Annotated in this window: 27 protein-coding genes and 2 pseudogenes; 15 read left to right on the forward strand and 14 right to left on the reverse strand. The window is 34.1% G+C overall.

The window, feature by feature from the left end; all coding sequences use genetic code 11:
* The 3 genes and pseudogenes from ACQKOF_RS20835 to ACQKOF_RS20845 all read left to right on the forward strand — a co-directional run.
* Positions 1-231, forward strand: a pseudogene (locus ACQKOF_RS20835) (collagen-like protein); the annotation flags it as partial.
* Positions 232-695: 464 nt separating this feature from the next.
* Positions 696-1,703: pseudogene (locus ACQKOF_RS20840) on the forward strand (hypothetical protein); the annotation flags it as partial.
* Between the two features lie 105 nt (positions 1,704-1,808).
* Positions 1,809-2,360, forward strand: a complete 552-nt coding sequence (locus ACQKOF_RS20845; protein ID WP_427561213.1) for a GNAT family N-acetyltransferase — start codon at positions 1,809-1,811, stop codon at positions 2,358-2,360.
* A gap of 44 nt (positions 2,361-2,404) precedes the next feature.
* Here the strand turns inward: ACQKOF_RS20845 and ACQKOF_RS20850 are convergent, their stop codons facing one another.
* From ACQKOF_RS20850 to ACQKOF_RS20875, 6 genes are all read right to left on the reverse strand, one after another.
* Complete coding sequence (locus ACQKOF_RS20850) at positions 2,405-2,785, reverse strand: GntR family transcriptional regulator (RefSeq protein WP_427561215.1); 381 nt, start codon at positions 2,783-2,785, stop codon at positions 2,405-2,407.
* Between the two features lie 148 nt (positions 2,786-2,933).
* Complete coding sequence (locus tag ACQKOF_RS20855) at positions 2,934-4,514, reverse strand: hypothetical protein (protein WP_427561217.1); 1,581 nt, start codon at positions 4,512-4,514, stop codon at positions 2,934-2,936.
* Positions 4,504-5,229, reverse strand: a complete 726-nt coding sequence (locus ACQKOF_RS20860) for an ABC transporter ATP-binding protein (protein ID WP_427561220.1) — start codon at positions 5,227-5,229, stop codon at positions 4,504-4,506. The genes ACQKOF_RS20855 and ACQKOF_RS20860 overlap by 11 nt, the downstream gene beginning before the upstream one ends.
* A 128-nt stretch (positions 5,230-5,357) precedes the next feature.
* Complete coding sequence (locus ACQKOF_RS20865) at positions 5,358-6,137, reverse strand: ABC transporter permease (protein ID WP_427561223.1); 780 nt, start codon at positions 6,135-6,137, stop codon at positions 5,358-5,360.
* Positions 6,138-6,141: 4 nt separating this feature from the next.
* The gene (locus ACQKOF_RS20870; RefSeq protein WP_427561226.1) at positions 6,142-7,044 is read right to left on the reverse strand and encodes an ATP-binding cassette domain-containing protein; all 903 of its coding nucleotides are present in this window, start codon (positions 7,042-7,044) and stop codon (positions 6,142-6,144) included.
* Complete coding sequence (locus tag ACQKOF_RS20875) at positions 7,028-7,279, reverse strand: PLD nuclease N-terminal domain-containing protein (RefSeq protein WP_427561229.1); 252 nt, start codon at positions 7,277-7,279, stop codon at positions 7,028-7,030. The genes ACQKOF_RS20870 and ACQKOF_RS20875 overlap by 17 nt, the downstream gene beginning before the upstream one ends.
* A gap of 176 nt (positions 7,280-7,455) precedes the next feature.
* Between ACQKOF_RS20875 and ACQKOF_RS20880 the strand changes: the two genes are divergently transcribed.
* Both ACQKOF_RS20880 and ACQKOF_RS20885 read left to right on the forward strand, forming a co-directional pair.
* Positions 7,456-7,992, forward strand: coding sequence for a helix-turn-helix domain-containing protein (locus ACQKOF_RS20880; RefSeq protein ID WP_386845233.1), 537 nt, complete (start codon positions 7,456-7,458; stop codon positions 7,990-7,992).
* Between the two features lie 34 nt (positions 7,993-8,026).
* Positions 8,027-8,887, forward strand: a complete 861-nt coding sequence (locus ACQKOF_RS20885; RefSeq protein ID WP_054771156.1) for a YitT family protein — start codon at positions 8,027-8,029, stop codon at positions 8,885-8,887.
* A 52-nt stretch (positions 8,888-8,939) separates the two neighbouring features.
* On the opposite strand, the gene ACQKOF_RS20890 is transcribed toward ACQKOF_RS20885, so the two are convergent.
* On the reverse strand, positions 8,940-10,127 hold the full coding sequence (locus ACQKOF_RS20890; RefSeq protein WP_427561231.1) for a YbfB/YjiJ family MFS transporter: 1,188 nt from the start codon (positions 10,125-10,127) through the stop codon (positions 8,940-8,942).
* A gap of 104 nt (positions 10,128-10,231) precedes the next feature.
* On the opposite strand from ACQKOF_RS20890, the gene ACQKOF_RS20895 reads away from it, so the two are divergent.
* Both ACQKOF_RS20895 and ACQKOF_RS20900 read left to right on the forward strand, forming a co-directional pair.
* Positions 10,232-11,110: a LysR family transcriptional regulator gene (locus ACQKOF_RS20895; protein WP_427561234.1), complete on the forward strand. Its 879-nt coding sequence runs from the start codon at positions 10,232-10,234 to the stop codon at positions 11,108-11,110.
* Positions 11,111-11,277: 167 nt separating this feature from the next.
* Positions 11,278-11,586 (forward strand): hypothetical protein, encoded by a 309-nt coding sequence (locus tag ACQKOF_RS20900; protein ID WP_427561237.1) that lies wholly within the window; start codon positions 11,278-11,280, stop codon positions 11,584-11,586.
* A gap of 37 nt (positions 11,587-11,623) precedes the next feature.
* Here the strand turns inward: ACQKOF_RS20900 and ACQKOF_RS20905 are convergent, their stop codons facing one another.
* The 5 genes from ACQKOF_RS20905 to ACQKOF_RS20925 all read right to left on the reverse strand — a co-directional run bounded on the left by ACQKOF_RS20905 (position 11,624) and on the right by ACQKOF_RS20925 (position 16,416).
* The gene (locus tag ACQKOF_RS20905) at positions 11,624-13,141 is read right to left on the reverse strand and encodes a HAMP domain-containing sensor histidine kinase (RefSeq protein WP_427561239.1); all 1,518 of its coding nucleotides are present in this window, start codon (positions 13,139-13,141) and stop codon (positions 11,624-11,626) included.
* Positions 13,125-13,826, reverse strand: coding sequence for a response regulator transcription factor (locus tag ACQKOF_RS20910; RefSeq protein WP_427561242.1), 702 nt, complete (start codon positions 13,824-13,826; stop codon positions 13,125-13,127). Before ACQKOF_RS20910 ends, ACQKOF_RS20905 begins: the two co-directional genes overlap by 17 nt.
* A gap of 274 nt (positions 13,827-14,100) precedes the next feature.
* Entirely contained in the window at positions 14,101-14,694 is a 594-nt protein-coding gene (locus ACQKOF_RS20915) for a DedA family protein (RefSeq protein ID WP_427561244.1), read from the reverse strand.
* Complete coding sequence (locus ACQKOF_RS20920) at positions 14,694-15,266, reverse strand: class I SAM-dependent methyltransferase (RefSeq protein WP_427561247.1); 573 nt, start codon at positions 15,264-15,266, stop codon at positions 14,694-14,696. Before ACQKOF_RS20920 ends, ACQKOF_RS20915 begins: the two co-directional genes overlap by 1 nt.
* Before the next feature lie 520 nt (positions 15,267-15,786).
* Positions 15,787-16,416 (reverse strand): hypothetical protein, encoded by a 630-nt coding sequence (locus tag ACQKOF_RS20925; RefSeq protein ID WP_427561250.1) that lies wholly within the window; start codon positions 16,414-16,416, stop codon positions 15,787-15,789.
* A gap of 507 nt (positions 16,417-16,923) precedes the next feature.
* Between ACQKOF_RS20925 and ACQKOF_RS20930 the strand changes: the two genes are divergently transcribed.
* The 4 genes from ACQKOF_RS20930 (at position 16,924) to ACQKOF_RS20945 (ending at position 20,642) form a co-directional block, all read left to right on the forward strand.
* Positions 16,924-17,823: a hypothetical protein gene (locus tag ACQKOF_RS20930; RefSeq protein ID WP_427561252.1), complete on the forward strand. Its 900-nt coding sequence runs from the start codon at positions 16,924-16,926 to the stop codon at positions 17,821-17,823.
* A 478-nt stretch (positions 17,824-18,301) separates the two neighbouring features.
* On the forward strand, positions 18,302-18,949 hold the full coding sequence (locus ACQKOF_RS20935; protein WP_427561255.1) for a TetR/AcrR family transcriptional regulator: 648 nt from the start codon (positions 18,302-18,304) through the stop codon (positions 18,947-18,949).
* An 11-nt stretch (positions 18,950-18,960) separates the two neighbouring features.
* Positions 18,961-19,848: an ATP-binding cassette domain-containing protein gene (locus tag ACQKOF_RS20940; protein ID WP_427561334.1), complete on the forward strand. Its 888-nt coding sequence runs from the start codon at positions 18,961-18,963 to the stop codon at positions 19,846-19,848.
* The gene (locus tag ACQKOF_RS20945; RefSeq protein WP_427561258.1) at positions 19,845-20,642 is read left to right on the forward strand and encodes an ABC transporter permease; all 798 of its coding nucleotides are present in this window, start codon (positions 19,845-19,847) and stop codon (positions 20,640-20,642) included. The genes ACQKOF_RS20940 and ACQKOF_RS20945 overlap by 4 nt, the downstream gene beginning before the upstream one ends.
* 61 nt (positions 20,643-20,703) lie before the next feature.
* On the opposite strand, the gene ACQKOF_RS20950 is transcribed toward ACQKOF_RS20945, so the two are convergent.
* Positions 20,704-21,303 carry a TetR/AcrR family transcriptional regulator gene (locus ACQKOF_RS20950; protein ID WP_427561261.1) on the reverse strand — a complete coding sequence of 200 codons (600 nt, stop codon included), beginning with the start codon at positions 21,301-21,303 and terminating at the stop codon, positions 20,704-20,706.
* 638 nt (positions 21,304-21,941) lie between these two features.
* On the opposite strand from ACQKOF_RS20950, the gene ACQKOF_RS20955 reads away from it, so the two are divergent.
* A complete protein-coding gene (locus ACQKOF_RS20955; RefSeq protein WP_427561264.1) occupies positions 21,942-22,670 on the forward strand; it encodes an ABC transporter ATP-binding protein in 729 nt (242 codons plus the stop codon).
* Entirely contained in the window at positions 22,667-23,683 is a 1,017-nt protein-coding gene (locus ACQKOF_RS20960) for an ABC transporter permease (RefSeq protein WP_427561267.1), read from the forward strand. Before ACQKOF_RS20955 ends, ACQKOF_RS20960 begins: the two co-directional genes overlap by 4 nt.
* Before the next feature lie 173 nt (positions 23,684-23,856).
* Here the strand turns inward: ACQKOF_RS20960 and ACQKOF_RS20965 are convergent, their stop codons facing one another.
* A complete protein-coding gene (locus ACQKOF_RS20965) occupies positions 23,857-24,009 on the reverse strand; it encodes a hypothetical protein (RefSeq protein WP_427561269.1) in 153 nt (50 codons plus the stop codon).
* Positions 24,010-24,586: 577 nt separating this feature from the next.
* On the opposite strand from ACQKOF_RS20965, the gene ACQKOF_RS20970 reads away from it, so the two are divergent.
* Positions 24,587-25,453: an ABC transporter ATP-binding protein gene (locus ACQKOF_RS20970; protein ID WP_427561335.1), complete on the forward strand. Its 867-nt coding sequence runs from the start codon at positions 24,587-24,589 to the stop codon at positions 25,451-25,453.
* 18 nt (positions 25,454-25,471) lie between these two features.
* A complete protein-coding gene (locus ACQKOF_RS20975) occupies positions 25,472-26,179 on the forward strand; it encodes an ABC transporter permease (RefSeq protein ID WP_427561272.1) in 708 nt (235 codons plus the stop codon).
* The last annotated feature ends 252 nt before the right edge of the window (positions 26,180-26,431 follow it).

Below are 26,431 nucleotides of genomic sequence, written 5' to 3' on the forward strand. Positions count from 1 at the left end.
CAATTCACACTATTTTTAAATGGTGCACCGGTTACGCAAGCAGTCTATGGTTCAGGAGCTGGTACTCAACAAAACACAGGTCAGGTAATAATTTCCATACCATCCGGCGGGTTTCTTACACTTAGGAATCATTCTTCTGCCGCAGCAGTAATCCTTCAAACTTTAGCAGGAGGCACACAAATAAACGTAAATGCTTCTATTATCCTTAAAATGTTAAGTCCAATTGTCTAGAGATATAAAAACTCTCTTTATTTCAAAACTTCAATAGATTTCATAGTTAGGAGTGATTAACCTTTTGCCAGGAATTACTCCTTTTTTCTCTACATATTTATGCACTCTTCCTTTTCTGAACAATATTGTTCGTTTGATCCTCACAATGGTCAGTAACTCATTTGGAATTTTAAGTTATGCACTAACATTGAAATTACAATTAGTACCTAAGGCAATTTACTTTTTTATTGCACATTAGAAATCCTTCACAAAAAAATGTCTGCTTCCCCTATAAGCAGACATTTTTTTATCTTAACTATACTTTGTTTGAGATATGTATTCTATATCATCAAAAAAATGACTGTAGGAAATGGGTTTCATTTCACTTCGAAGCATCCCCTTAAAGCCGTTGGTTACTCCGAAACATTTCCAAGTGTTGTTGTTTAGTAACCATTTTAAAAATGAAAAAAATCTTCTGCTGTGGACTATTAGGTAGTCTCTTGCCTGTTGAGTTACATATATGTCTGTCAACACTCGGTGTGGCGATGGCGATGAATTTATTTGGTCACGGAATTGCTCTCTCGAGTGATTTTGTTATACAAGGGGCTCCAAAGCTGACTGCTGATGCTGCTGGCATTCCAGTCGGTGAAGTAATGTCTGCTAGTATCCCCTTGTTATTACCATGGGCGTTGTTACTACGTTAGTCGCCCATATTTTATTACGCCGTGATATGAGGCGTGGATCACCGAATTTATACGCTACAAACGACACAAATGAAGACGTAGAACGAGTAATTCCTGAAAACCTGCTAACTCTCGGACAAAAACGCTTTTTCGTAGTACTTATTCCAATTGCCTTTGTACTCGATGTCATTGCAATGTCTATATTAAAATTACAAGGTAGAGATGCAACAGCTTAATAGGAGGGACATCTGTCTTTATCCTACTATTGCTTTGCGTTGTAGCCCACAAAAAACAAGGGCTGGAAAAGACAACAAGCTATTTAATTCAAGGATTCCAATTCGGTTTTAAAGTGTTCGGACCGGTTATTCCCATTGCTGTTTTTTCTATCTAGGAGATTCCGGATTTACACAAATTATTGGTGATTACTTACCAGCCGCTTCACATGGTATCGTTAACGATCTCGGCGTGGGTCTAGCTGCGGTAGTTCCATTAACGAAGGGAATTGCAGTCGTCACTATAGCAATCGTTGGCGCTATCACAAGCTTAGATGGCTCTGGTTTCTCAGGTATTTCCTTAGCAGGCTCCGTCGGTAGTTTGTGCGGTAATGCTATTGGTGGCGGTACTGCAACTTTAACAGCTTTAGGACAAATAACAGCGATCTTTGTTGGTAGATGAACAATCATTCCCTGGGCATTAATCCCGGCTGCTACCATTTGTAACGTTAGCCCCTTCGAGCTTGCAAGGCGTAATTTATTGCCCGTGGTGATTGGTCTTGTGTTTACCACCATTGTGGCGGTGTTTTTAATATAACATTGTAAAGGAGGGAACTCTTTTAGTGGTTTCTTGCTTTTTTCTCTTCCTCACAATTCCAATGGTATAATTTAACTATAATAAATTAGAAAGGAGGTAATTTCAATGAAAGTCTCCTATTGGTGTGGAGATAAAATACGTTTAAGGGCGCCTAAGTCTGAGGACATTCATATATTTGAAGATTTAGATGATGATATACTAAAAAACCATGACTCAATCGCTTTTCCTCGGACAAATCAGCAAATTGAAGAATGGATCAATGAAATATCAAAAGGGGCATCTACAGAGAGTGATGATTTTTACTGGATTGCGGAGGATGCTTCGAACAATGTCGTAGGGACAATTGAGGTTTCTGGATGTGATGCAAAGAATGGGACCTTTGATTATGCTATAACGATATTTCCTTCATATAGAGGAAAAGGATATGCAAAAGATATGATTTTAACAATCTTAAAGCATTATTTCTTTGAACTTCGCTATCAGAAAGCAACCATTTGTGTTTATTCCTTTAACGTATCTTCTATAGCTCTACATAAAAAACTACGATTTGTGGAGGAGGGCAGATTAAGAAATATGATTTATACAAATGGTACCTTTTATGACGAGCTCTATTTTGGAATGACCAAGGATGAGTTTACTAAAATACACTCTAATTAGAAAGAGATGGCTTCTGTACATTGCAGAAGCCATCTCTTTCTTTCTTAACGCTTACTATAATATTTAAGCAAATTCTCATGAAATATCTGCTGTAATTGATGTTCGCTAATACCTAAAACATATGCTTCACACATTATTTGTTCGACTTTTATAGAAATCTGTTGAAGGTTAACACCCTTTGCTTCAGCAGACTTATTAACAATTGCTTTTGAGTTAGGTTTTATAGCAATTATTCCCTTCTTTTGAAGCTCCTTATAGCTTTTATGAACGGTATGAAGATTGAGTTTTGTTTGCGCTGCTAAATCACGAATGGAGGGCAATGGATCACCATTTTGCAAATTTCCTGTCGCTATTTCAAAAAGTAGTTGCTGGGTTAACTGTTGATAAAGAGGAATGTTACTCTTTGGATCTATTTTTACATTCAATTGTTTAGGATCCTTTCATATGACTCTTCGCCAAAAGTAAGAATGACATTGATAAAATGTATGTCATGGATATAAGTTGATTGGAGCGCATGCGGCTCATCGGACGCCCCCAGGGAAGCGCCCAATCGAAACTGAAATTAACTCCACGTTATGATGATAAGCATTCCGAATTTTTCTTATCAAATATTTTGTAAATTAATATAGTTGTACATAGAGTTACAATCATCAAAATAATTACGGCTGTCATCAACGGAGAAACATCGAAAGTAAGTAAGCTAAATTGAAGAAGTCCGATGACAATCAATAATGGTAATCCATATAACAAACTTATTAATACTGTAGGATTTGATTTTATTGCCGCAGATGGATTAGACCATTCAAGTAAAGGATGCCTTTTATCATAAAGCGGGGACAATAAATTATACGTAATGACTAATAGTAATGTAATCAATAAATGTAGTCCCGTAATAATATCGCCTCTACCAAATAGCATGTTAATGATATAGCTTATTACAACCGATATTATACCGATACATGATGAAGTCATAACTTTTGCTAGATAAACCTTTTGTGGATTAAATGGCAAAGTCATGCTAGATGCATAGTATTTCCCCTCTCTTGAATAGGGAGTTCCACTAATATTGTTCATACAACTCATCAACAAAACCATATAGACAAAAAGAAAAGATTCATTGTTCACAATCCATTCAACCTTTAAATTATTCGTCTGTACGAGAATTAAAAAAATGATTGTACAAATTGGCGTTAAAATCATCCCTAAAAAAGCTTGCATTTTAAAGTATGGTTCAGACTGAATAATCCAATATTCACGTTGCAAATAATTGACCAAACTACTTTGAATATCTCTCCCCCAAACTTTGGTCGTTTTTTCTATTCTGCTGACAAGCAAGCCATGTTCATAATACTTAGACGCAATCATTTTTATAGTTGATTTAAACAATAAATAACATAGTACAAATAATAAGATGAAACTTATTGCAGTATTTAATGACAAAAACGTCTCCACGACTGACTGTTGCATTGCAAATCGATAACCTATACCGAGAAAATCTGAAATTGAAGCACTTAAGGCTGATATTGTTGAAGCATCTAATTTCGCTAAAACAATGCTGATAGCATGATAATTATTTATTAGAAAGTACAATATTGGGCTTATTCCAATACCTACTATAAGAATCATCCTACCAAGAAAATACACGGATGTATTAATAAATACACTGCGAAAATGATTCAAAATGGATAATATAAATAAAAGGAACAGTACAATTAAAACGTTCATGATAAGTAAAAATGCAATTGATTTTACAGCAATACCTAGATTAAACTCTATCAGTAATATGAAAAATGTCGGTATTGATAGAATACTTACTACCATCATCGGTAAAGCTACTCCACTTATTATTTTCGACATCACTACCCGCTTCGCAGAAATGGGTAAATGAGCAAATATAGCAAAATCACTTTGACTAAACACTACAAAGATAGCAAAATAAGAAATCAATATATACGTCATACCATTTGAAAGCAGAATATTGTAAAATAAATACACCTCTGGGGTCGCTATAAAATAAATACTTAGAGTAAGCACAAAATACTGAGTGGCTACATAAATGAATGCCATCAATAGGAGTACTTGAATTACTGGCTGCTTTGGCTTTGCATAAAAGGATGTTAAAAAGAATTTGATTAATTGCATATTATCCTTCATTAGCTTGTTTCTCCATAAAAATAGTCTCTAAGCTCCCATCGACTAGCAATTTCTCAACACGCTCATGTAAGACAATCTTTCCATCCTTTAAAAACGAAATGGATTGACAAATTTTCTCGGCAACATCTAACAAATGAGTTGAAAAGAGAACGGTCCCACCCTTTTCAACATACTCTTTCATACAATTTTTAAAAGCAACGACAGCAAGTGGATCTAATCCATTTAACGGCTCATCCATAATTAGGATGGGCGGACTAATTGTAAAAGCAGTAATCAACGCAATCTTATGAAGCATTCCATAAGAATACGTTCCCATAGGTTTATAAATACTTTTTTCCATACTAAAGACGCTAATAAAGTTTTGTAGTTTTTCATCATCAGTCTTTTCATATAGCTTCAAAACAAAATGTATCCAATCATATGCAGCTATATTTGGAAATACATGAATCGTATCGGGTATAAAATAAAATTGCTTTTTATATTCGAGCGATTGCGATTGCGAAACATTATTAATTATTATTTTCCCGCAATTTTGTTCTACTAATCCAGCAATACAATTTAATGTCGTTGTTTTACCTGCACCATTCCCACCAACAAACGCCAGTATTTCTCCCTTTTCAATTTTTAAATCTACGCCCTTCAAAACCTCATGCTGTCCATATGATTTCTGTAAATTTTGTATCGATAACAATTTCATCACCTCATCCCATATCATTTATACCACCTAATGTTTGATCAATTAATGAAAAAGTGACTTAAATTCTATTCATCACCCCATAAAGTGGCAGGGGACATCTGTACCTGTCGCTTCGCTTTCGCACAGAAAACATCTACTGAAAGAAGTTAAAATTTCTTTTTCGCAATGAAACTTTGCATACTAATGATCATCAATAAAACTAACAGCAGTGTTACTATAATATTGATGCCATACCAAGATCCCACATCACCCGACATTAGAATATTTGTTGCATACATACTATTACTAGCAGGATTAACAATGTCCATTAATGGATGTAGCCCAGCGATAAAACGACATATTAATAGGACAACGATGCTTATTAGTGCAATAAATGCAGGACTTTTAAAAAATGTACTCATCATCGCAACAAACGTTATGATGAATAACAGCCAAACACAATAAAATGCAAAAGCCCACATAGCTTGTTTCATAGGAACAGTAGTAAATAAATACGCTGAATAGCCATAGGATGCTGCATAGCCAAGAGCTATACATATAACAGCCAATATATAATGAATGATGATTTTACTATTTAAATAAGATGATATCGATACTGGCCTTGTTAAGATAAATGCCATCATGCCATTTGCTTTTTCCCCTTGAATAATACTCATAGTGGCAACGACCAGAATAATAATACCTAGCTGATCAAACTGTGAATTTAATGTTGAGGCAAGTACCTCCTGTCCCATAGGCTTTGCCATCGTAGGATCAATTATTATACCTTGAACACCACCCGCTGATTGTAAAATAACAGGTAAATAATACATCATAATCGGTTGTGTTAGCCCTAGTAAAATAAATACGATTGGGAGCCACAATATTTTAAACTCCCTTGCCATTTGATGTACTTCTTTTTTGCTTAATTCGATAAAAGCATTCATTCACTTACACCACCAATTCTAAAAAGATTTCTTCTAGATTGTCTTGAATACCCACTTCAAATTTAGTAAACATCACTTTTGAATCCAGTCCGTGCTGTATTAATCGATTAGCATCTGTTTCCAAATTTTCAACGTGTATTTTGAAACCATTTCCACAGCTTTCGATTTTCTGCACATAAGATAATTGTTCAAGCCTTGTTAACCACTGAAAATCTACCTTGCGAATCATTAAAAAGATAGCTGATTCTTGATGGCGCTCAAGTAACTCTGATTTTGTAGCATCCTCTATTTTGTGACCATTTTTAATCATCACAAAGCGCTCACAAATTTCCTCCGCATCGCTCAATATATGCGTTGATATTAAAACTGTCGTTTCTTTTTTTATCTCTTTTAATAGATTTAACACTTCTCTTCTTCCTATTGGATCTAGCGCTGATACCGGTTCATCCATAATCATTAAAGCTGGCTTATGCAACAATGCTTGTGCAATGCCAAGGCGTTGCTTCATACCACCTGAAAATGTCCCGACATGAATATGTGCTTCTTTCCCTAAGCCTACCTTTTCTAAAAGTAATGGAATTTCTTTCTGCAATTCATTTTTTGATATGCCTGAAAGTGTTCCCATAAAGGACAATGTTTCAAATGCTGTCATCCATGAGAAAAAATTAGGATACTGAGGTAAGTAACCAATCTGATTTCTCATAGATGAAATCTTTTGACCATCAAGAAGTATTTCTCCTTTGTCTGCATTCAGAATGTCGGCAATGATTTGAATTAACGTGGATTTCCCCGCTCCATTTGGTCCAATTAATCCAACACACTCATTGGAATCAATGACCATTGAAAAATCATTTACGGCTGTTTTTTGTTTAAACTTTTTCGTAATATTTTTAATCTCTAAGCGCACGTTTATTTACATCCTTCCTACCAATAATGAAGTATAGAACAGAACCAATTGAGTTACAGAACAAAATAATAATTGTCCACATCAGTATGCTTTCCCGCGTATGTCGGTGCCTATATAAATCGAATAAAGCAACAATGATTAGAACAAATCCTACGAATATCAATGGCAAAATGATTGGAAGTATGCTTGCCCAATCCAATTGGCTTATTTCATCAAAACCATAGTGTAATTTCATGCCTAAAACCTCCATTCGTTATCATTATCAATAATGATAACATAAGGTGTAAAAAATTTCATTACCTTTCTACTGTACATCTGTAAAAAAAATATATAGTATATTTATTGATAATGTTCTCATATTGATAACATTTGATTGCTTCCCTTGATACCATCTGATAGGAGGATCGTTTTATGCGGAATAAGGCAGAGACTTTAATGCACCCTGTGAGAATGAAAATTTTCCAAGCTCTGATGCACAATAAAGAAGAAGGTTTAAGCACTTTGGAGATGATTTCTATTATAAAGGATGTACCTCAGGCTACTTTATATCGACACATCCAAATTTTGGTAGATGAAAACATCATAAAAATTGTGAAAGAGCGAAAAGTACGTTCTGTTACAGAGAAATTTTATGCATTAAATGAAGGAGCAGAAAAACTTAGTCAGGAGGATTGGACACAACTAACGATCAAACAAAAATTAAATTATGTTTCCAACTATCAATTAACTTTACTATCTCAATATCAAAATTATTTACATTCACTTGGTGAAGAAGAAAGACTTGCAGATTTAGCAACTTTTTCATTTATTGATTTAACATTAACGACTGATCAATTTATGAGCTTTGAAAATGAATTAAACGATTTAATAATTAAATACTATAATATGACCGACTCAAACAATGATGAGACAAAAACAATAGCTATAAATATTATTCCAAAACCTTAAGTATGATTTTTATGTAAAGAAATGGAGAAGATTTATGAAAAGAAGAAAGTCAGTTGAAAACACACGAAAATTTATCATGATTATTATTGGCGCCATCATCGCAGCATATGGACTAGAAGCGGTATTAATTCCGAACGATGTCATTGATGGTGGCGTGACGGGTATTAGTATTATGGGCGCACACCTCTTTGGTATTCCATTAGGCGTACTGCTCTTTGTATTAAACATTCCTTTTATTTGGATTGGCTACAAACAAGTAGGTAAAACTTTTGCATTGATGAGTAGTGCTGGGATAGCAGCTCTCTCTATTTCCACAGTGCTTATGCATGATGTTAAAACAATTTTAGGTCCAAATGATCCGTTATTAATTGTTTTATCTGGTGGTATGCTACTAGGTGTTGGGATTGGGATTGTCTTACGTAACGGTGGTGCTTTAGATGGCTCTGAGGTTTTAGCCGTGTTACTATCACGTAAAATTCCGTTTTCAGTCGGGGATATTATATTATTTATTAATGCCTTTATTTTCTTAGGGGCAAGCTTTATTTTTGGCTTAGAAAGCGCATTATACTCAGCTTTAACGTACTATATTGCGAAAAACGTTATCGATATTATTCAAGTAGGTTTAGAAAAATCAAAAGATGTTCGTGTTGTCAGTGCAAAATCAGAGGAAATTGGTGATGCGATTCAAGCTCGTTTAGGACGTGGTGTTACATATACTAAAGGGCGTGGCGGTTTCTCCAATGAACCTACTGATATATTAAACTGTGTCATTAACCGTATGGAAGAAAATAAACTTGTATCGATTATTAAAGATATTGATGAAGGTGCCTTCGTAGTTATTTCTGATGTTTCAGAGGTACGTGGTGGGAACTTCAAAAAGCGTGATATCCACTAAAACAAAAGTAAGTAAGTCGCTCGTAGACTTACTTACTTTTTTGTCTATTTGCTTACGTCGCTAGCTCTCCTACTTTTTCTTTTTCATATTTTAATCCACTAATAAGACATAATGCTCCTACTACTACAACGGCTGTTGCGCCAAATAAGGCATACTGATAGCTATTCGTATAATTAGCTAATGCCCCTGCAAGTGAAGGACCTAACATTTGTCCCAAAGCATAACCAGCAGTTAGGTAACCTAATATTTGGTGACTGTTCACAGGCACGACTTGTCTTGCTAATGTTGTAGCTACTGTTGTAATTCCCATAAAAGTCGCTCCAAAAATAAAGGCACTTGTATAAAGTGTCATTGTATTTGTTGCAAACGCTGGTAAAACAATGCCTAGCCCTTGAAACAGCATAGAAATCAATAATGTTCTCACGTAGCCGTATCGCTGTGCCAGCTTAGAACAAACAATACAGGATGGCATCGCTGCAATTCCGACAACAAACCATACAAAGCTAGCATCACCATGAAAATTAGTTGATTCTTCTGCGATTGACACGATAAATGTTCCCGTGACAATATAGCCAAGGCCCTCTAAGCTATAAGCTAAAATGAGCCACTTCATCCATGTCGTAGGTGGGACTTTTTGCGACGCTACTGTTTGACTTGGCTTCTGTTGTGTATATTGTTGAGTAACTGGCTTTATGAACAATACGATGAATACAAGCAATATGACACTAAACAACGCCAAAGCAACCCATGTTCCACTCCAATCAAACATTGCATGTATGGGTGACACCATAACCGCACTTAAGGCAATTCCTGTACCTACCCCGCTATAAAAAAGCCCAGATAAATGTGATTTACCATTCCCAGCTAACTGATCGAGTACAAGGCTTGCAGCAACTACAAAAACAAATGCACTCATAATCCCTGAAATAAAACGAAGTACATACCATGTGAAAACAACATCAGTAAAGCCCATCATAGCCGTTGTCAAAATGCTAATAACGAGTGCTATTTGTAAAAATGGAATACGTTTATCCCCAATTTGTAAGCGACCAGCCACCAATGCCCCTACCAAGTATCCTAAATAATTACTCGTTGCTAGAAAACCTGCTGTGGCACGACTAAAGGCAAAAGTATCTTGCATATACGGCAAGATAACCGTATAGGAAAAACGACCAATACTCATAGCAATGACTAATGAAAAAATGCCTCCTACTAAATATTGAACTGTTTGCTTGTGCATATTTTCCCTCCCCTCCTTATCACTATAACGAAAATGCAGATATCACAAATAGTACGAATTCGTTATAATAGATATCAAATAAATTGATGGCTGGAGGGAACATATTGAATATTAACGATCTCTTAATTTTTCGGACAGTCGTGCAAACAGGTAGCTTCTCCAAGGCTGCTACAGAGCTTAATTACACACAATCCAACATCTCTATGAAAATACAAAATCTTGAGGCCATGTATCAAACAACCTTTTTTTATCGAGGACATCGAGGTATTCGATTGACACCAAAGGGAGAACAATTTTATGAAATGGTATTAAAAATGCTATATCTCTATGAAAAATCCTTTGAAATACTTCAGGATACCGAGGAAAATCGAGGACTTTTACGTGTCGGTTCAATGGAAACGACTGCGGCGCTACACTTACCTACCTTGTTAACTACTTTCCATAAAGCCCATGAACAAGTGGACATCACGATATTGACAAGTCCATCCCAACAAAATATCGAACGGCTAGAAAACTATGAATTAGATGGTGCGTTTGTAAATGGACCCGTTTATAAAGAAAATATCCTTGCGAAGGAATTTGTTTATGAGGAGCTTGTTGTCATCACATCTAGCGAGCATAAACGAATTGATAGCCAACGAGATTTAGAGGACAGCACATTTATTACTTTTCCTCAAGGCTGCTCATATAGAGCGATTTGGGAGCATTGGTTGCGTGAGGACGGTATACAACCAAAAAAGCGTATGGAATTTGGCACCCTCGACGGAATCATTGGCTGTGTTGCTGCTGGGCTAGGTGTAACTTTACTACCACGTGCAATCGCTCAAAGATATATGGATACACAGTCACTGTCGCTGCACATACTAGCAACAAAGCAGGCTCAAATCCCGACCTGGTTTATTTATCGCAATGACGAAGTACAATCACCTGCACTAAAATATTTTCTAGAGACGATTGATGCATACAAATATCCGTCGATTTGAGGGGGCTATCCATTATTTTGATAGTTCTATCCATAATTTTGTCTATCCTTCACTTTGAGGCGGCGCTATCTATCATTTTGATAGTCCTATCCATAATTTTGTCTATCCTTCACTTTGATGGTTCTTTCCATCACTTTTAACATCAAGATATAAAAAAGGAGAAATAAATGGACTTATTTATCGCAAGTAATCGTCAATTACCTATCCGATATTACGTCAATGAAGCGATTTGGATTCGTCGCGGTTGCTTAAGTTTACATCAATTAACACTGCCCTTTTTTGTAGAAATAGAAATGAAAGACCCACTTCATTTATTGAAAATTACAGAATATGTTCAAGAAGTCCAAAAACAATATAGCTATACAGAAATTCAAATTATTATTAAGGACAAAAATATTTTAATGCACTTACAAAAGATTCTCCCTCACTCTAATGCCAATCATATTCTCACTATCGAGCAACTAATTCACCCATAAAAAAGGTAGCATTGCTCTAATGCTACCTTTCTATTTTTTATAAAGCTGTAGCAGGCAGTTCGATGATAAACTGCAGCATACCATCCTTATACTTCGCGTCAATTTTACCACCATGTAGTTCTACAATGCTTTTAGCAATAGCAAGTCCAAGTCCCGAACCTTCCGTTACATTAGTTCTGGATTGATCTTTTTTATAAAATCGCTCAAATAAGCTCATTAGCTCTTCGGATGTAAATTCATTACTTTCATTAGCAACACAAATATGAACATATCTTTCTTTTCTTTCAAGAGAAACAAAAATCTCACCGTCACCCGTACTATATTTAATGGCATTCATTAATAAATTATCAAAGACCCTAACAATTTTTTCAGAATCCACTGTAGCAAAGATCCGCTCCTCTGAGAAATTTTTAATAAATGTACGATGGTTTTCCTCTGCTTGCGGAATCAACTCCTCAATTAACTGATCGAGAAGTTCATTGATGCATACCTCTTGTTGCCCAAGGACAATGCTTTCATTCGTTAGCTTCGTATATTCAAATAAATCATCAATTAGGTTTTTTAACTGTTCGGATTTTGAGAAAGCAATCTTTAAATACTCATCATATTGCTCCTTCGTGTCGTATCTCTCATCTCTTAACAATCGTAAATAGCCCATAATTGAAGTAAGTGGTGTTCGTAGGTCATGCGAAACATTAGTAATTAATTCATTTTTTTGTTTTTCAATCCTTCGTTCCATCTCTATATTTGTCATGATTGCCTCGGCCATATGATTAACATTCTCAGTTAATAAAGCTATTTCATCTATTCCCTTTTTCTCAATTCGATAGCTTAAATCTCCTTTTGCGATTTCCTTTACTCCCTTCGCCAGTGCCTCAATTTGTTTCATTTTTCGTTTTGTTATATAAAAGAATGAAAAAGTAAAAAAAGCAATTCCAATTAAAGCAGGAATAGGACCCTCTGCTGTTTTTGTAATAACTACACCTTTTGGAATTCCACTGACAAACAAATATAAATCTTTATCTTCTATCGTTAATGGATAAAAGGCAATAAATTCTTGCCTCGAATCCTCGACTTGCGGTGTATCATAATTATAGAATGGGTTGTTGATTGCAAAATCCATTACATGACGAATCTTATTATGCAAATCAATTTGTTCCTCTTCCGCTTGTTTTGTTTTATACAAAACCTTCCCGCGCTCATCGGTAACTAACACTTTCAACTCACTCTGTTTCATTTCCATCTTTACATTTTCATCTTCAATCATTTGCTGTAAAGCTTCAATACTATTTTCACTAACAGCCAAATCTGCTGCACGCTGCGCTTGAAAATTTATTTGCTGCATACCTGCACTATAGTCAATGGTAGGTGTTGCATTGATATTTCCCAAAAATGGCAGAGTAGCGCGTGCAACAAGTAAACCGAGAAATGCACAAAGAATAAAAGTTGTTAAAAGTTGAATTCTAATACTTTCCCGAACTTTTGTAATGGCATTCATTATAAATAATTTAAGTTTGCTTAGTAAGTATTTGAATGGCTTAATGATCTTTCTCAATTTTATAACCTACTCCCCATACCGTTTTAATATATTGAGGATTTCTTGGATTTGTCTCAATTCTTTCTCGAATTTTACGAATATGTACCATTACTGTGTTTTCAGACTGAATAGCCTCTTCCTTCCAAACCTTTTCATAAATTTGCTCAGCGCTCATCACAATGCCTTGATTTCTTGCAAGTAATTCAAGAATTGAAAACTCCCTTGGCGTAAGCTTCACTTTTTCATTGTTGACGATTACTTCATGTGTGTCGGTATTGATTCGCAGATCACCAATCTGTATTTCATTCTCGTCCATCATATCTGAACGATTCATTTTGATATATCTACGAAGCTGAGATTTTATGCGCGCAATTAGCTCTAATGGGTTAAAGGGCTTTGTTACATAATCATCGGCCCCTAATGTTAATCCAACGATTTTATCCATATCCTGAGACTTTGCAGACAGCATAATAATTGGCATCTCGGCGATTTCCCTTACCTTCATACACATTTCAATGCCATCCACGTTCGGCATCATAATATCTAGGACAATTAAATGTACTTTATGCTTCTTTAAAAGACTTAAGCCCTCCTCTCCATCACTTGCTTCTAGAACATCATAGCCTTCATTTTTTAAATAAATAGCAATAAGATTTCTAATCTCTTTTTCATCATCAACTATAAGTATTGTTTCTTTAGTCATCTAATCCCACCAATTTCAAAGTATAATCAATTATTTTATTCAGAACCATTATCTTAGCGTAGTGTTGTTTTCCGTTCCATCTGGCCGCTTCCTTAGTATCACAGATGAGCCGTTTCGCTTCGCTCAAGAGTCTCATCTGTGATACTAATCCCCAAAGAGTCGCCCAGTTTTCTCTCCAACCAACCTAATTCATGCAATTATTTCCTATCAATAATTACAATTCCTAATTTTAACTATTTTTTTATTTTTCGTATATAAAAATAATAAAAACATTCTACGATACCGACTTTAATTTTCGTGTATAAAAATAATAAAAACATCCTGCAATACTGACGAAAGCGCCAAAGTATATACCGTATTTTGTTGCAAGAATGGAAATATTTTCAATGTGTTTTCCAAAGAACAAACCAAGTGTAAAGTAAATCAATGTCCAAACAAAACCTGCTGTGTAGTAATACAAAGCGTATTTTTTAAACGACATGTTATTCATACCTACTAAGTATGGAAGTATATGTCTCACAATTGGTATGAAGTAGCTTATAACTAAAGCAAAATGACCATACCTGTCTATTAGTTCTTTTGACTTTAATAAATATTTAGCCTTGTTCTTTTTCACCAATTTATCAAGTATTTTATGGCCAAACACTTTACCAAGGATAAATCCTAAGGAAAGCCCTGAAACTGCACCAAGATAAGTTATTACAAAAGCTTTTAACACACTCATTTTTTCTAACGAAGACATAAAGCCGCCGCTCATAACGATCATCTCATCAGGAAGGGGCATACCCACGATTCCTAGCCATAAGCTGAAAAATAAAGCAAAATAACCATATTGCTCGATATATGATACAAGATCCTGTAATCCCATTAACTAGCCCTCACATTTCCAAGTTTACAGCTCAGCACATAGGCAGGTGGAAGGTTAATCCATACTTTTTCATGTGTAATATCCTCAAAATAGTTTTGGATAAAGGATTTCCTAACAAGTGAATATTGGAATGTAATAAATTTTCCGTCTACTAAGCACTCCTTTACATTCCGTAAAATACGTGAGGAAACGGCAGGATTCAAAGATGTAAAAGGTAACCCAGATACAACATAGTCAATTTTTTCGATATTTAATGCTGACATATATTTGCATAAATCCTCAGCTGATCCATGTATTACGATTATACTCGGCTCATGCTCAAATTGTTCACGAAGTTTTCCATAAAAAATCTCATTATTTTCAATAAGAATTAACTTTGTTGACTGCTCTTTTCTTTTCATTAATTCTTTCGTAAATGAGCCTGTACCTGGACCGAGTTCAACAATACATTGGGCATTTTCAAAACAAATTGTTTCGACCATTTTTTTGGCTAATTTTTTTGAACTAGGTGAAATCGCACCTATAGTTTTTGGATGTTTTATAAATTCAGTAAGGAACGTAATTAATTGCATAAATTTTCTCCCCGATCATGAGTAATGTTTAGATGCTTTTACTATAAAGAGCATTTCTTAAAGAATTGCGAGGAGATTTCTTAAATTTTTCTTAAGAGTTTACATTATTTAACTGTATTTATAGTAGGCGAACTATGATTAAATCTATATTTTCATGTCCTTTTGTATGCAGTAATTTAAAGGAAGTTTTATTTATTGATATTTCATCGTATTCTCATGCGGGGTAATTGGGGTACGGGGCATTTTTGGTACTTGAGGTACTCAAAAATATATGGCCAGGTAGTATATATTGAAGCTGATAACTTTAGTTTAAAAAATTTAAAAAGGTCACTCATTATTGTTCAAATGAGTGACTTTCTTTTTCTATAATTCCTCCACTAGGTGTTAATTTTCTTGCCTTAAGATTAATTTTGGGTCAACATAAACTCTAATGGATTTGTACTAATAACAGTTCCGTAAACAACAGTAGACAACTTTTGAGCATTTAAAACTCCTAAAATCATCTTTTGTACTACGATTATTATTTTTTTTCATTCAAATCATCAGGATAAACAACTTTGTTAATTTCATCTCCATTTGATTCATCTTTAAAAATTACTGTAACTTTAAACTTCTCTGGATCTGTTCCTCCGAAAAGTTGATAATACATTCCCACTATAGCAAGTCCCATTGATGACATAGCATCAAAACTGTTTTCAAACTCTTCTTTATTTACTGTAAGCGTAAACTCCGTAAAAGACTTGTTATAAGTTACATCTTTTATAGAAGTAAAATCATCACTAGTTTTAATCTCTTCTACCGTTTCTAAAACACTTTCTTCCAACTCTTTCATCATTTTTTTATGAACTGATTTAGACATTTTGTATGTTACTGAACCGTCATTATTTTTAATAACTTCTTTAACTCCTTCATTTTTCGCTTCAGTAATCGCTGCATCGATGTCTTGACCTTCAAATAACGAAGCCGGTATTGTAACTTCAACGTTTAAAAGTCCTTTATCAACTTTTATTGACTCGTCTTGAGATGTTTCTTCTGCTTTTTTGTCAGCACTATCGTTTTTTTTACCACTATCACTTTCTTTATTTTGGCTACACGCTACTAACAAAATAGCTAGTAATAATGTTAGTGGAAATATTAGTAATTTTTTCATTGCTCAAACCCCTTCCTCCACAAATATACATAAAAGGATGGAGATTTACTATACCTAATTTATATCGCTTTTTTCTTTTTGCTACTCAATTTGCTTTTGTGCATAAGAAAAAGCACTCAAAATTAAGAGATATTGAAAATCTATTAGATCCTATTTCCAGACAAATTTCCTAATTACACTTTAGAACATGCTTTTAGGTAGCAGTTAATAAAAAATTCATAGCCACGGGCATAAACCTTTAAGTTCATTTCTACGGAAACACCCAACATTTTTGCAGGATACTTTGAGAAATTAATGGAAGCGTAATACGTTAAATTAGTACCCCTCTCCCCAATACATCAACACTTCTTCACTTTATAAGAATTAAATTTATCTTAAGAGTCAGAAAAGGTTTTCAGGTAATTGGTTCTAATAATTATTTCCTATACAAAATAGTCATACAATTGCTTCCAGTAGAATAGAAACCTATATAGAGTTATACGGAAAAATAAAGTGGGGTGTGAAAGGATGCTTAAACTAAATGATGCAAAAGAAACGGTACTCGGAATTGTGCAACATGACCCATTGTTTGTCGTAATACAAAATACGCCTTTAGAAGAAATACTTTATAATGACGACTATTTAGCGCAAATTGAAGAATCAAATCATTATTCTATTTCAGAAGTCGCAGGTTGGTTTGACATAACGGATGCGATGCTTCGTTATTACATTAAACCATTCGAACAATATATTTTTGATAATGCTTCGAATAGCCCAAACACCAATATTCGTTTAAACCTTCCTGCCATTTTAAGACTTCGCATGATTTTACTACTAAAAGATGTTCACCGCGTCAAAGGCTTAAAACTTTTACTAGGAATTGATGACAACGGTCAACTCTTCAAACACCAAGTAACTGCAACAACTATGGGTACTGATGATTTAGCGAATAAAGTTGATGTTCTTGGAAATGTTCTTCAGCAAATGATTCAGACAGGACTTTTTAATATTCTTCCAAACGAAGAACATGGAGCCTTACAAGTAACAATCAATCAAGATTTTCTTACACAAAACATTCAATTAGTATCCTCAGAATCGAATCTTCAAGTAGAGGAAATTCAAAAAGAAACAGCTGAACTTAAACTAGAAAATGAAAATCTACAAAAACAAATTTCAGAACTGCAAGAGCGAAGCGTAAAGGATATTGTTCAAAAAATTCGTGAACGCCATATTGAAAATGAAATTGTGTCGACATTACGAACAGAAGCATTACAGCAATTTGCGGTGGAAAATAAGGCAGGCTTTTTCAGAAAAACTTTTCGTTCCTCTCAAATTGAGATGGAAAAGGAGCAATTTGTGTTGAGCTATATTTCGAAACACCTAGAAGAACGTTTAGACGTAGCACTGAATAATTATTATGGAGAATAAATATCTTTCCTTTAGAAACCATCTAACTTTTTTCAATTCTCCATTCTTTAAACACTTAAAAGCATCTCATCTTGAGTACCAGTCAAAAGTTATTCACTGAGAAGATATTGAGCCTCCTCAGAGTAAAATGATGTGGTCACGAAGGAGTCGTCAAAAGAAGTGACGATTTCAGTCTTCGTACTTTTCTATCATCCCTGCGGAGTCTCACATTTCCCGCTTTTAACCTTATTTTTAAACGGTTAGCTTCAGCTATAAGATTTGATGCTTCCTCCTGCATTTCTCCTTATTTTTGAAAAATAACACGATTTGTCCCTTCCCTCCTCACCTATCTGTTACACATAAATTGTGACAAAGCACAATACCTTAAAATCCACATGATAATTTTTAATTTATTTGTAAAAATACCCATTTTATAAATTGACCACCCTGGTCAACTTATATATAATCATGTTAAAAATACACTGAAAGGAGAAAAACCTTGTATCAAACATTCCTTAATTTAGAGGTTGAAAAACAACATAAAATTATCAACGCTGCACTTAAAGAATTTTCGACCAATAATTACGATACCGCTTCAACAAATAAAATCATTAAAGATGCCGAAATTTCAAAAGGTATTTTATATCACTATTTTGGTAGTAAAAAAAATTTATATCTTTATTTATATGAGTACGTTACAACGATTTTTATTGATGCAATGAATAGCCGCTTAGATTTAGAAGAACCTGATATATTTAAACGTTATGAACAAATCATGAAAATAAAATTGGAGTTAATTAAGCAGTACCATACTTTTTTTGATTTCCTTAAAAAGACATATGCTGAAACAAATGTAGAAGTAAGAAGTAAGCTTGATCAATATAATTTGACTATACAAAATAGTTCCTATAACAGTGTGTTTGCAGGAATTGATTACGATTTGTTTCATAAAAATATAGATAGTAAAAAGGCGATAGATACCCTTCGATGGGTTACGGATGGAATAAGTAATCGATATGAAAAACAATTAAAGAGTAATGTAGATAACAGTGAAGCCTTTAACCAACTGTTAGAACAATGTATGGAAGAAGCAGATGATTATTTTCATTTTTTAAAGCAATTATTATATAGAAACATAAAGGGGTGAATTGTATGCCAATGATCGAGGTCAATAATTTAACTAAAAAGTTTGCGGATTTTTATAGTGTACAGAATGTGAACTTACAAATTGAAAAAGGTGAAGTGTTCGGTTTTTTAGGTCCAAATGGTGCTGGGAAATCTACAACAATACGGCATTTAATGGGCTTCATACAGCCCACAGAAGGACAATGTTTCATAAAAGGGTTGGATTGTCGCCGATCTACGGCTGAAATTCAAAAATTCGTAGGCTATTTACCTGGTGAAATTGCGTTTATCGATAAAATGACTGGACAACAATTTATCAAATTTATTGCCCAAATGCGAGGGTTACATGATTTAACAAGAGCTAACGAACTTATGGAATACTTTGAATTAAATGCCACTGGGCTTATTAAGAAAATGTCAAAGGGTATGAAGCAAAAAGTTGGTCTAATTTGCGCTTTTATGCATAACCCTGAGATCGCCATTCTAGATGAACCGACAAGTGGATTAGATCCTCTTATCCAAACAAAGTTTATAGATTTTATTTTAGCTGAAAAAGAAAAAGGAACGACCATATTCATGTCCTCTCATATGATTGAAGAAATTGAAAAAACTTGTGACCGTGTAGCGATACTTAATGCTGGTAAAATTGTTGCAACGGAAACAATTGCTGACTTAAAAAAGCGAAAATCTAAAAAGTTTTTAATTGAATTTCAAAGCGAACAAGAGCTCTCTCGTTTCTTAGGAGAACAACTTAAAATTGAACAGACTGGGCCAACACAAGCCATTATAAAAGTTCAGGGTAATGTCCAAACACTACTTCATATATTAGCAGACTATAAAATTAATGACCTCGATATAATTTCACAATCACTTGAAGATATATTCATGCATTACTACGAAAGAGGAGGTAAAGAATCATGAACTTTGCTTTGCTAAAACATGAGGTGCTAGCTACTGTTAAACTTTTTAGTATTATACTCGCTGTATTAATGCTCTATATCATTAGTATTGTTTATATGTATAACCCTGAAATGAGTAATACTCTTAATAAGCTTACCGAAACAATGCCTGAATTGATGACAGCATTTGGCATGAGTAACATAGGTAATACGTTAATTGAATTTCTATCAACCTATTTGTATGGATTTTTATTGCTTATTCTACCGTTAGTTTTCATCATTATGTCGGCAAATAAACTAATTATGGGCTATATCGATAATGGTTCCATGGCATACCTAATTGCGACACCGAATACACGTTTTAAAATTGTCTTCACGCAAGCATTTTTCTTAATTGCTAGCATTTTTATACTGCTCTCTATAACAACTTTGGCTGCAGTTATATTTTCAGAGATTCTATTTCCAAATGAATTGGATATAAGTGCTTTTTTGACTTTAAATATTGGTCTTTTTTTCTTACACTTTGCCATTAGTGGCTATTGCTTTTTTGTATCCTGCAGTAGCAAGGATTTAAGAACCTCTTATGCGTATAGTACAGGAATTCCTATTCTATTTTATTTAATTCAGGCACTTAGTAATATGGGTGGTGCTTTAGGAAAGTTACAGTACTTCACCATCTACTCATTGTTCACACCTGAAAAATTAATGACTCAAGATAGCTCGTCTATTTGGATGCTAGGGGCATTATTTTTAATTGGGATGCTTTGTTATATGCTGGCTATACGTGTTTTTGTTAAAAGAGATTTGTATTTATAAAGCTAAAATTAGAATCTGCTTTCTCTGGCAAGCAGATTCTTAGACCTAGAAATATAAAAACTCATTGCTGCAAAGATGCCAAATTACCAAGGAAGCGCAATAAACGAAAATGAATCATTGCTAACTCCTCCACGTTTAACTCCTCATTTCCACTGTCTAGCCACTCTTGAATAACACCTAAAATCGCAGAAGTTAAAAAAGCCTCAAAATATTGTTGAAACCCTGGATCAAGTCCTTCTTCCTGAATAACAGAGATTCTGTCCAATATATGATTACTAAAAACTTTCTTCATCCTCTTACTAAAGGCGGGGCTCCCCTGCTCTCCTAAAATAACGCGAAAGGCTGTTGCATGCTCTTTAATATATTTAAACACTGCTATAAATGGTTGATAAAGTTGGCCTATTTTTATCGTGTGAAAGGCTTCTAGTGGTTGAACGTTTTTTACATAGCTTTCTAGTTCATTTAATAATTCCTGCTGCAAATCTTCCATCACTTCATATTTATCCTTATAATGTAAATAAAAAGTTCCTCGATTAATATTTGCAGTAATAGCAAGTTTTTTTACTGTTACTCGTTCAAAACCTACTTCCTCTATTTGTATAAGTAATGCATTTTTTATAGCTCGTTTTGTTTCAAAATTCATAATATCGTGAATAGACATTTAGAACCCCCATTGTATTATCACTTTATTCCGATTAGTATTTAGCGATGTTGATCAATTATGCCTCGGCATAATTGCGTCTGGAATCGGCTTTGTGCTTAGGCCTGCAGGATGCAGGTCAGTTAACCGTTATCGCATGGATGCGATGATTTTAGGCTAACATCCTTTAAGAACTCCTTTCCGATTCCGTGACATCCGCCGAAGGCTATAACTTCTTTCAGCGGGTGTTTGGACACCTGCTGAAAGAAGTTATATGGTTACCTAATGATCACAACAAGGTCAAAAAGTGTTTGCAATTACAGTTACCTTATTTATCGGCATTCTTCTTTATTTATTTCCATCAATCTAATTTAGTAAAATGGTTATTTAAAAAATTTTTTAAAAGGTATCTAAAGTAGTACTGCAGCACGAAGAATATACATCCTTAATGGTTAAACAACGCGAAAAATTTTCCATTGAATTAGATGATTAATAGCTACTATTTTCAACGACAAAGGCAGTCTGATTTCACCTAGCTCGAAAATGTTGAAATCCAAAATCACTGAACACTTTTTAATTATCTGTTTATTGTAATTCCCCATACACTGCCTTAAAATTTCAGGTATCAACACTGTGTTTAGTAAAGGAGAGATGGATATATGGGAAACAATGCAATTTCATTAAACTCCATAGAAAAAAAGTTTCACCAAAAACAAGTAATTGCCCCGCTTTCCTTAGAAATTCCAAAGGGACAGCTTATTGGCTTACTTGGTCCTTCAGGTTGTGGGAAAACGACGTTAATTAAAATAATTATGGGAATGATCAAACCCGATAACGGTAGTATTCAAGTATTAAATTATACAGTCCCCCATAAGCAATTGCTGACGGATATCGGCTATATGGCACAATCTGATGCGCTGTATTTGGATTTAACCGGTGAAGAGAACCTTCATTTTTTTGCTAAGCTTTATCGATTATCAAAAAAAGAGCGTGCGGAGCGTGTAAATTATGCTGCAAGCCTTGTTCATTTAACGGATGATTTAAATATTAAGGTGTTGAATTATTCTGGCGGAATGAAACGGAGATTATCCCTTGCAATTGCCCTTATCCAAAATCCAAAGTTGTTGATTTTAGATGAGCCAACGGTTGGTATTGATCCCGTATTGAAAAAAGAAATTTGGCAGGAGTTAATTCGTTTAAAAAACGATGAGCATAAAACAATTTTAGTAACAACACATGCAATGGATGAAGCAGAGCGCTGTGACCAGTTGGCTATGCTACGCAATGGGCATATTATCGCGCATGGTACACCACATGATTTGAAAGCTCATTATCAGGCAAAAGACTTTGATGAAGTGTTTTTAAAGGCTGGAGGCGAAGCACTATGAGAATCGGCGCAATTGTTACAAGAATTATGCAGCAAATGATCCGCGATAAACGTACACTTGCCTTATTATTTTTTGCACCTCTTCTTGTGCTTTCGTTAATGTATTTTGTTTTTAATAGTAACGAACCTGAAATGACACTAGTCGTATCAAATGGTCCTGCATCAATAATTGAAAAGCTTGAAGAGGCAGATTTTCATGTTATCGAAAAAAATGACTTTTCTATTGCCAGTTTAAAAGATGAAAAATATGATGGCTGGTTAGCTTTTCATCAAACTCAATTGAAGCTCTCATTATTAAATAATGATCCGTCTACAGCCAAGGCTTTAAAGATGAAGCTTTCTCAAGTTTTGCAGCCAGAACAAACTGCAATGATGAAGTTGAAGACTGAGTATGTATATGGCGATGAAAATACCGCTATTTTTGATATTTTTAGCCCGATGTTGACAGGCTTCTTTGTTTTCTTTTTCGTCTTTTTAATTACAGGTATAGCATTGTTAAAAGAACGAACTTCAGGGACATTGGAACGCTTACTAGCGACACCGATTAAACGTTCTGAAATTGTTGCTGGTTATATGATTGGTTATGGATTGTTTGCTTTTATTCAAACGACTATTATTGTTCTATTCGGAGTTTATGTCCTTGATATTGTACATGTCGGTTCTATTTGGCTAGTTCTGCTAATCAATATTACAGTTGCACTTGTGTCATTATCATTAGGAGCTCTTTTATCAAGTTTTGCTGCTTCAGAATTTCAAATGATGCAATTTATTCCGCTAGTCATTGTACCGCAAATTTTCTTTTCGGGTATTTTCCCACTGGATAATATGGTGGTGTGGTTGCAAAATATTGGTCGTATTATGCCACTATACTATGCCGCTGACGCTTTGAATGGGGTTATGTATAAGGGATATTCCTTTAGTGAAATTCTAGCCGACTTAGCGGTTATTGCTTGCTTCGCTCTTGTATTTATTACATTAAATATTATAAGTTTAAAAAAATATCGATCATTATAATCAAAGAGTATTGGTACAAAAAAACTACCTCTAAATACAGAAGTAGCGGAATTGACGTTTATACAGTTTACTATAACGACGTTTTGGCCTTTTATTTTGAGCTAATTTAATTCGGATTCTTGAAATTATATTAACTCATACTTAACCCCTAGATTTTTTTATCTAGGGGTTATTTAATTTAAAAAAGAATCTCCAGTTATAAATTTTATAATAAAAGTAACAGCATACAAGAAAGCTCCTACTGAAAATACACCCAGAAAAAAATAACCAATAAGTTTTAAATTATCTTTTATTGCCCCTAACAAATCATTTAGAAATCGTTGCATAGATCTCACTCCGTTCAATATTAAGAATAAAATAATTTCAGGAGATACTTCACGTAGTTATTGGAGAATACTTTAAAAGTAAGAAGTATTAATTAATCAATTAGAACTTATTCATCTTAATAATCTCGTATTTACGCTCTTGATTATAACACAGTAAAATATAATTTATTAAAAATAGGCAAAATAGAAACATTATCCCTTTATTGTTATTTTTATTAAATTATTTCCTTTATTTTCGTATCTAATTAAATTTTAGTTTAATTAATTAGTGTTAAAACTTAGGGATTCTGCTCAAAAATTGTGCAGAACCTTTTATTTCTGTGCGAAAGCGAAGCGACAGCAACAAAGCACCTAGCCGGAACGGAAATCAATCCGTGCGTTATGCTGATAGGTCATAAACTACCCAAAAATAGAAAATTACACCAACATTCTATTAGCAAAAGAACAAATATTCATCTATACTAATTTTACAGATAATGGTCTTAGACATTGTACATCGTAAGTAAGCATATATAGAAACGAAAATTACTTATAATAAAAAGCCTAAAAATAAAGGTGTGTAAAGATGAATACGATTATGGAATTACAGAACATCTCTAAACAGTATAGAGGTAAGAAAATTTTAGAGAATGCTACATTTTCTATTTGTGCCAATCAAATTATAGCTCTAGTAGGAAAGAATGGGTCAGGCAAGAGTACACTTCTAAAAATTATTGCGGAATTAGTCGATGCTGACAGTGGTTCTATTGTGAAACATCGACAATCTTTAAAAATTGGCTATGTGCCAGAAGTGACCCCTTCACATATTTTGTTTACGCCTGAAGAATATCTTTATCATATGGGCAGTATTCGAGGCATGGCCAAAAAACAACTACAGCTAAAAATAAATGAGTTACTTGAATTATTTAATTTACAGGATGCTCGTAACATTCGGATTGTTAATTTTTCTAAGGGTATGAAGCAAAAGGTTATGATTATGCAGGCAATGCTTGAAGACACAGATCTATTAATCTTAGATGAACCGTTATCAGGACTCGATCCTAAGGCCCAAAGTGATTTAGAAGAAACTCTCTCTATTTTAAAGGACAAAGGGTTAAGTATCGTTTTAACATGTCACGAAACAAAATTACTGCAACATCTTGTTGATACAGTTCTCGTTATTCAAAATAATAAGGTCATTCAAGCTGATTCATTCAATAAAAATGATAGAAAGAAAAATAAATTAATTTTTGAAATATCAAGTGATAAATTATTGGATAACCTATTACCTTTTCTTGAAATTCAACATCGAAGTCTTTTAAATAATGGTTGTCATGAGGTCATTACCATTATTAAGACTGAAGATACAGATCAAGTATTATTGGATCTCCTACAGAAAAAAGCCTCTATTAAACAATTAATCCCAATTAATCAGAAGGAGGAACAATTTTATACCCATTTTTAAGGAGGAATAGACGCTGACATGACAAGTTTATTGCGCTATCAATTTTTCAATTATTTAAGGACCTATCAATATGTTCCACCTTTTTCAATTTTCATTTTATGTCTCGTTGTCAACTATACTTTTACCCCAAATCCAATATTAAATAGCTATTCGTTTACAGCTATTATTCTCTTTTTTCTAATGGGATGGTTTACAGTGACACTATTTCACGCAGAAGACGAAGGACAACAAGTAATTACAACACTTCATGCCAAAAGTCGCACACAATATAATTTAGGAATTTTTATAGTGTGTGTACTGATTGGTTTATTCTTAAGCTGTATATCAGTAATCTACCCAACTCTAATTGGCGCCTTTGGAGAAAAACCAAGATTTATACATCAATTACTAGGGTTCCTCTCGCATTTTAGTTTATCTGTACTAGCGATTGCACTTTCAGCTATTTTTACGAGAGAACTAGTTAAAAACAAGCAAAATACTTGGTGGGGTGTACTTGCCATTTTGATTGTATCTGTCGTTATCGCTACTTTAAAAGAAACAATTCTGCAGATCAAGGGACTCATTTGGCTGCTTCCCCCTGTCCGTCTATCACTGGAAATGATGGGGTCAGAAGATTCTATAAAATCAATACCGAACATTTTTTATTGGCAATTCGCTTGGATTTTCATCTATACAAGCTTACTTATCATGCTGTTCTTCTTCCTCTCGAATCGAAAAAGGAATTAAACTTCTAAAGAAGGAGAGTTCTTATGGTTAATAAAACTAGAGTAAGCAAAATGTAGGAACAACATTTACATTAACTCATTATAAATCTGTCTTTTATTGGATTTTGAAACTCAAAAAAGTCGATTTGCATCACATTTTTTGTGGCAAATCGACTTTTTCAGTGCCCTTCATTGATAGTGAGCCTTTTTATTACACTAATCTTATTTTAATATCGTTACCCTAAGAATACCCAAAATTAAAGGTTATTTTTTA

The organism is Lysinibacillus sp. NPDC093190, assembly GCF_050280425.1.
Taxonomy (GTDB): Bacteria; Bacillota; Bacilli; order Bacillales_A; family Planococcaceae; genus Lysinibacillus.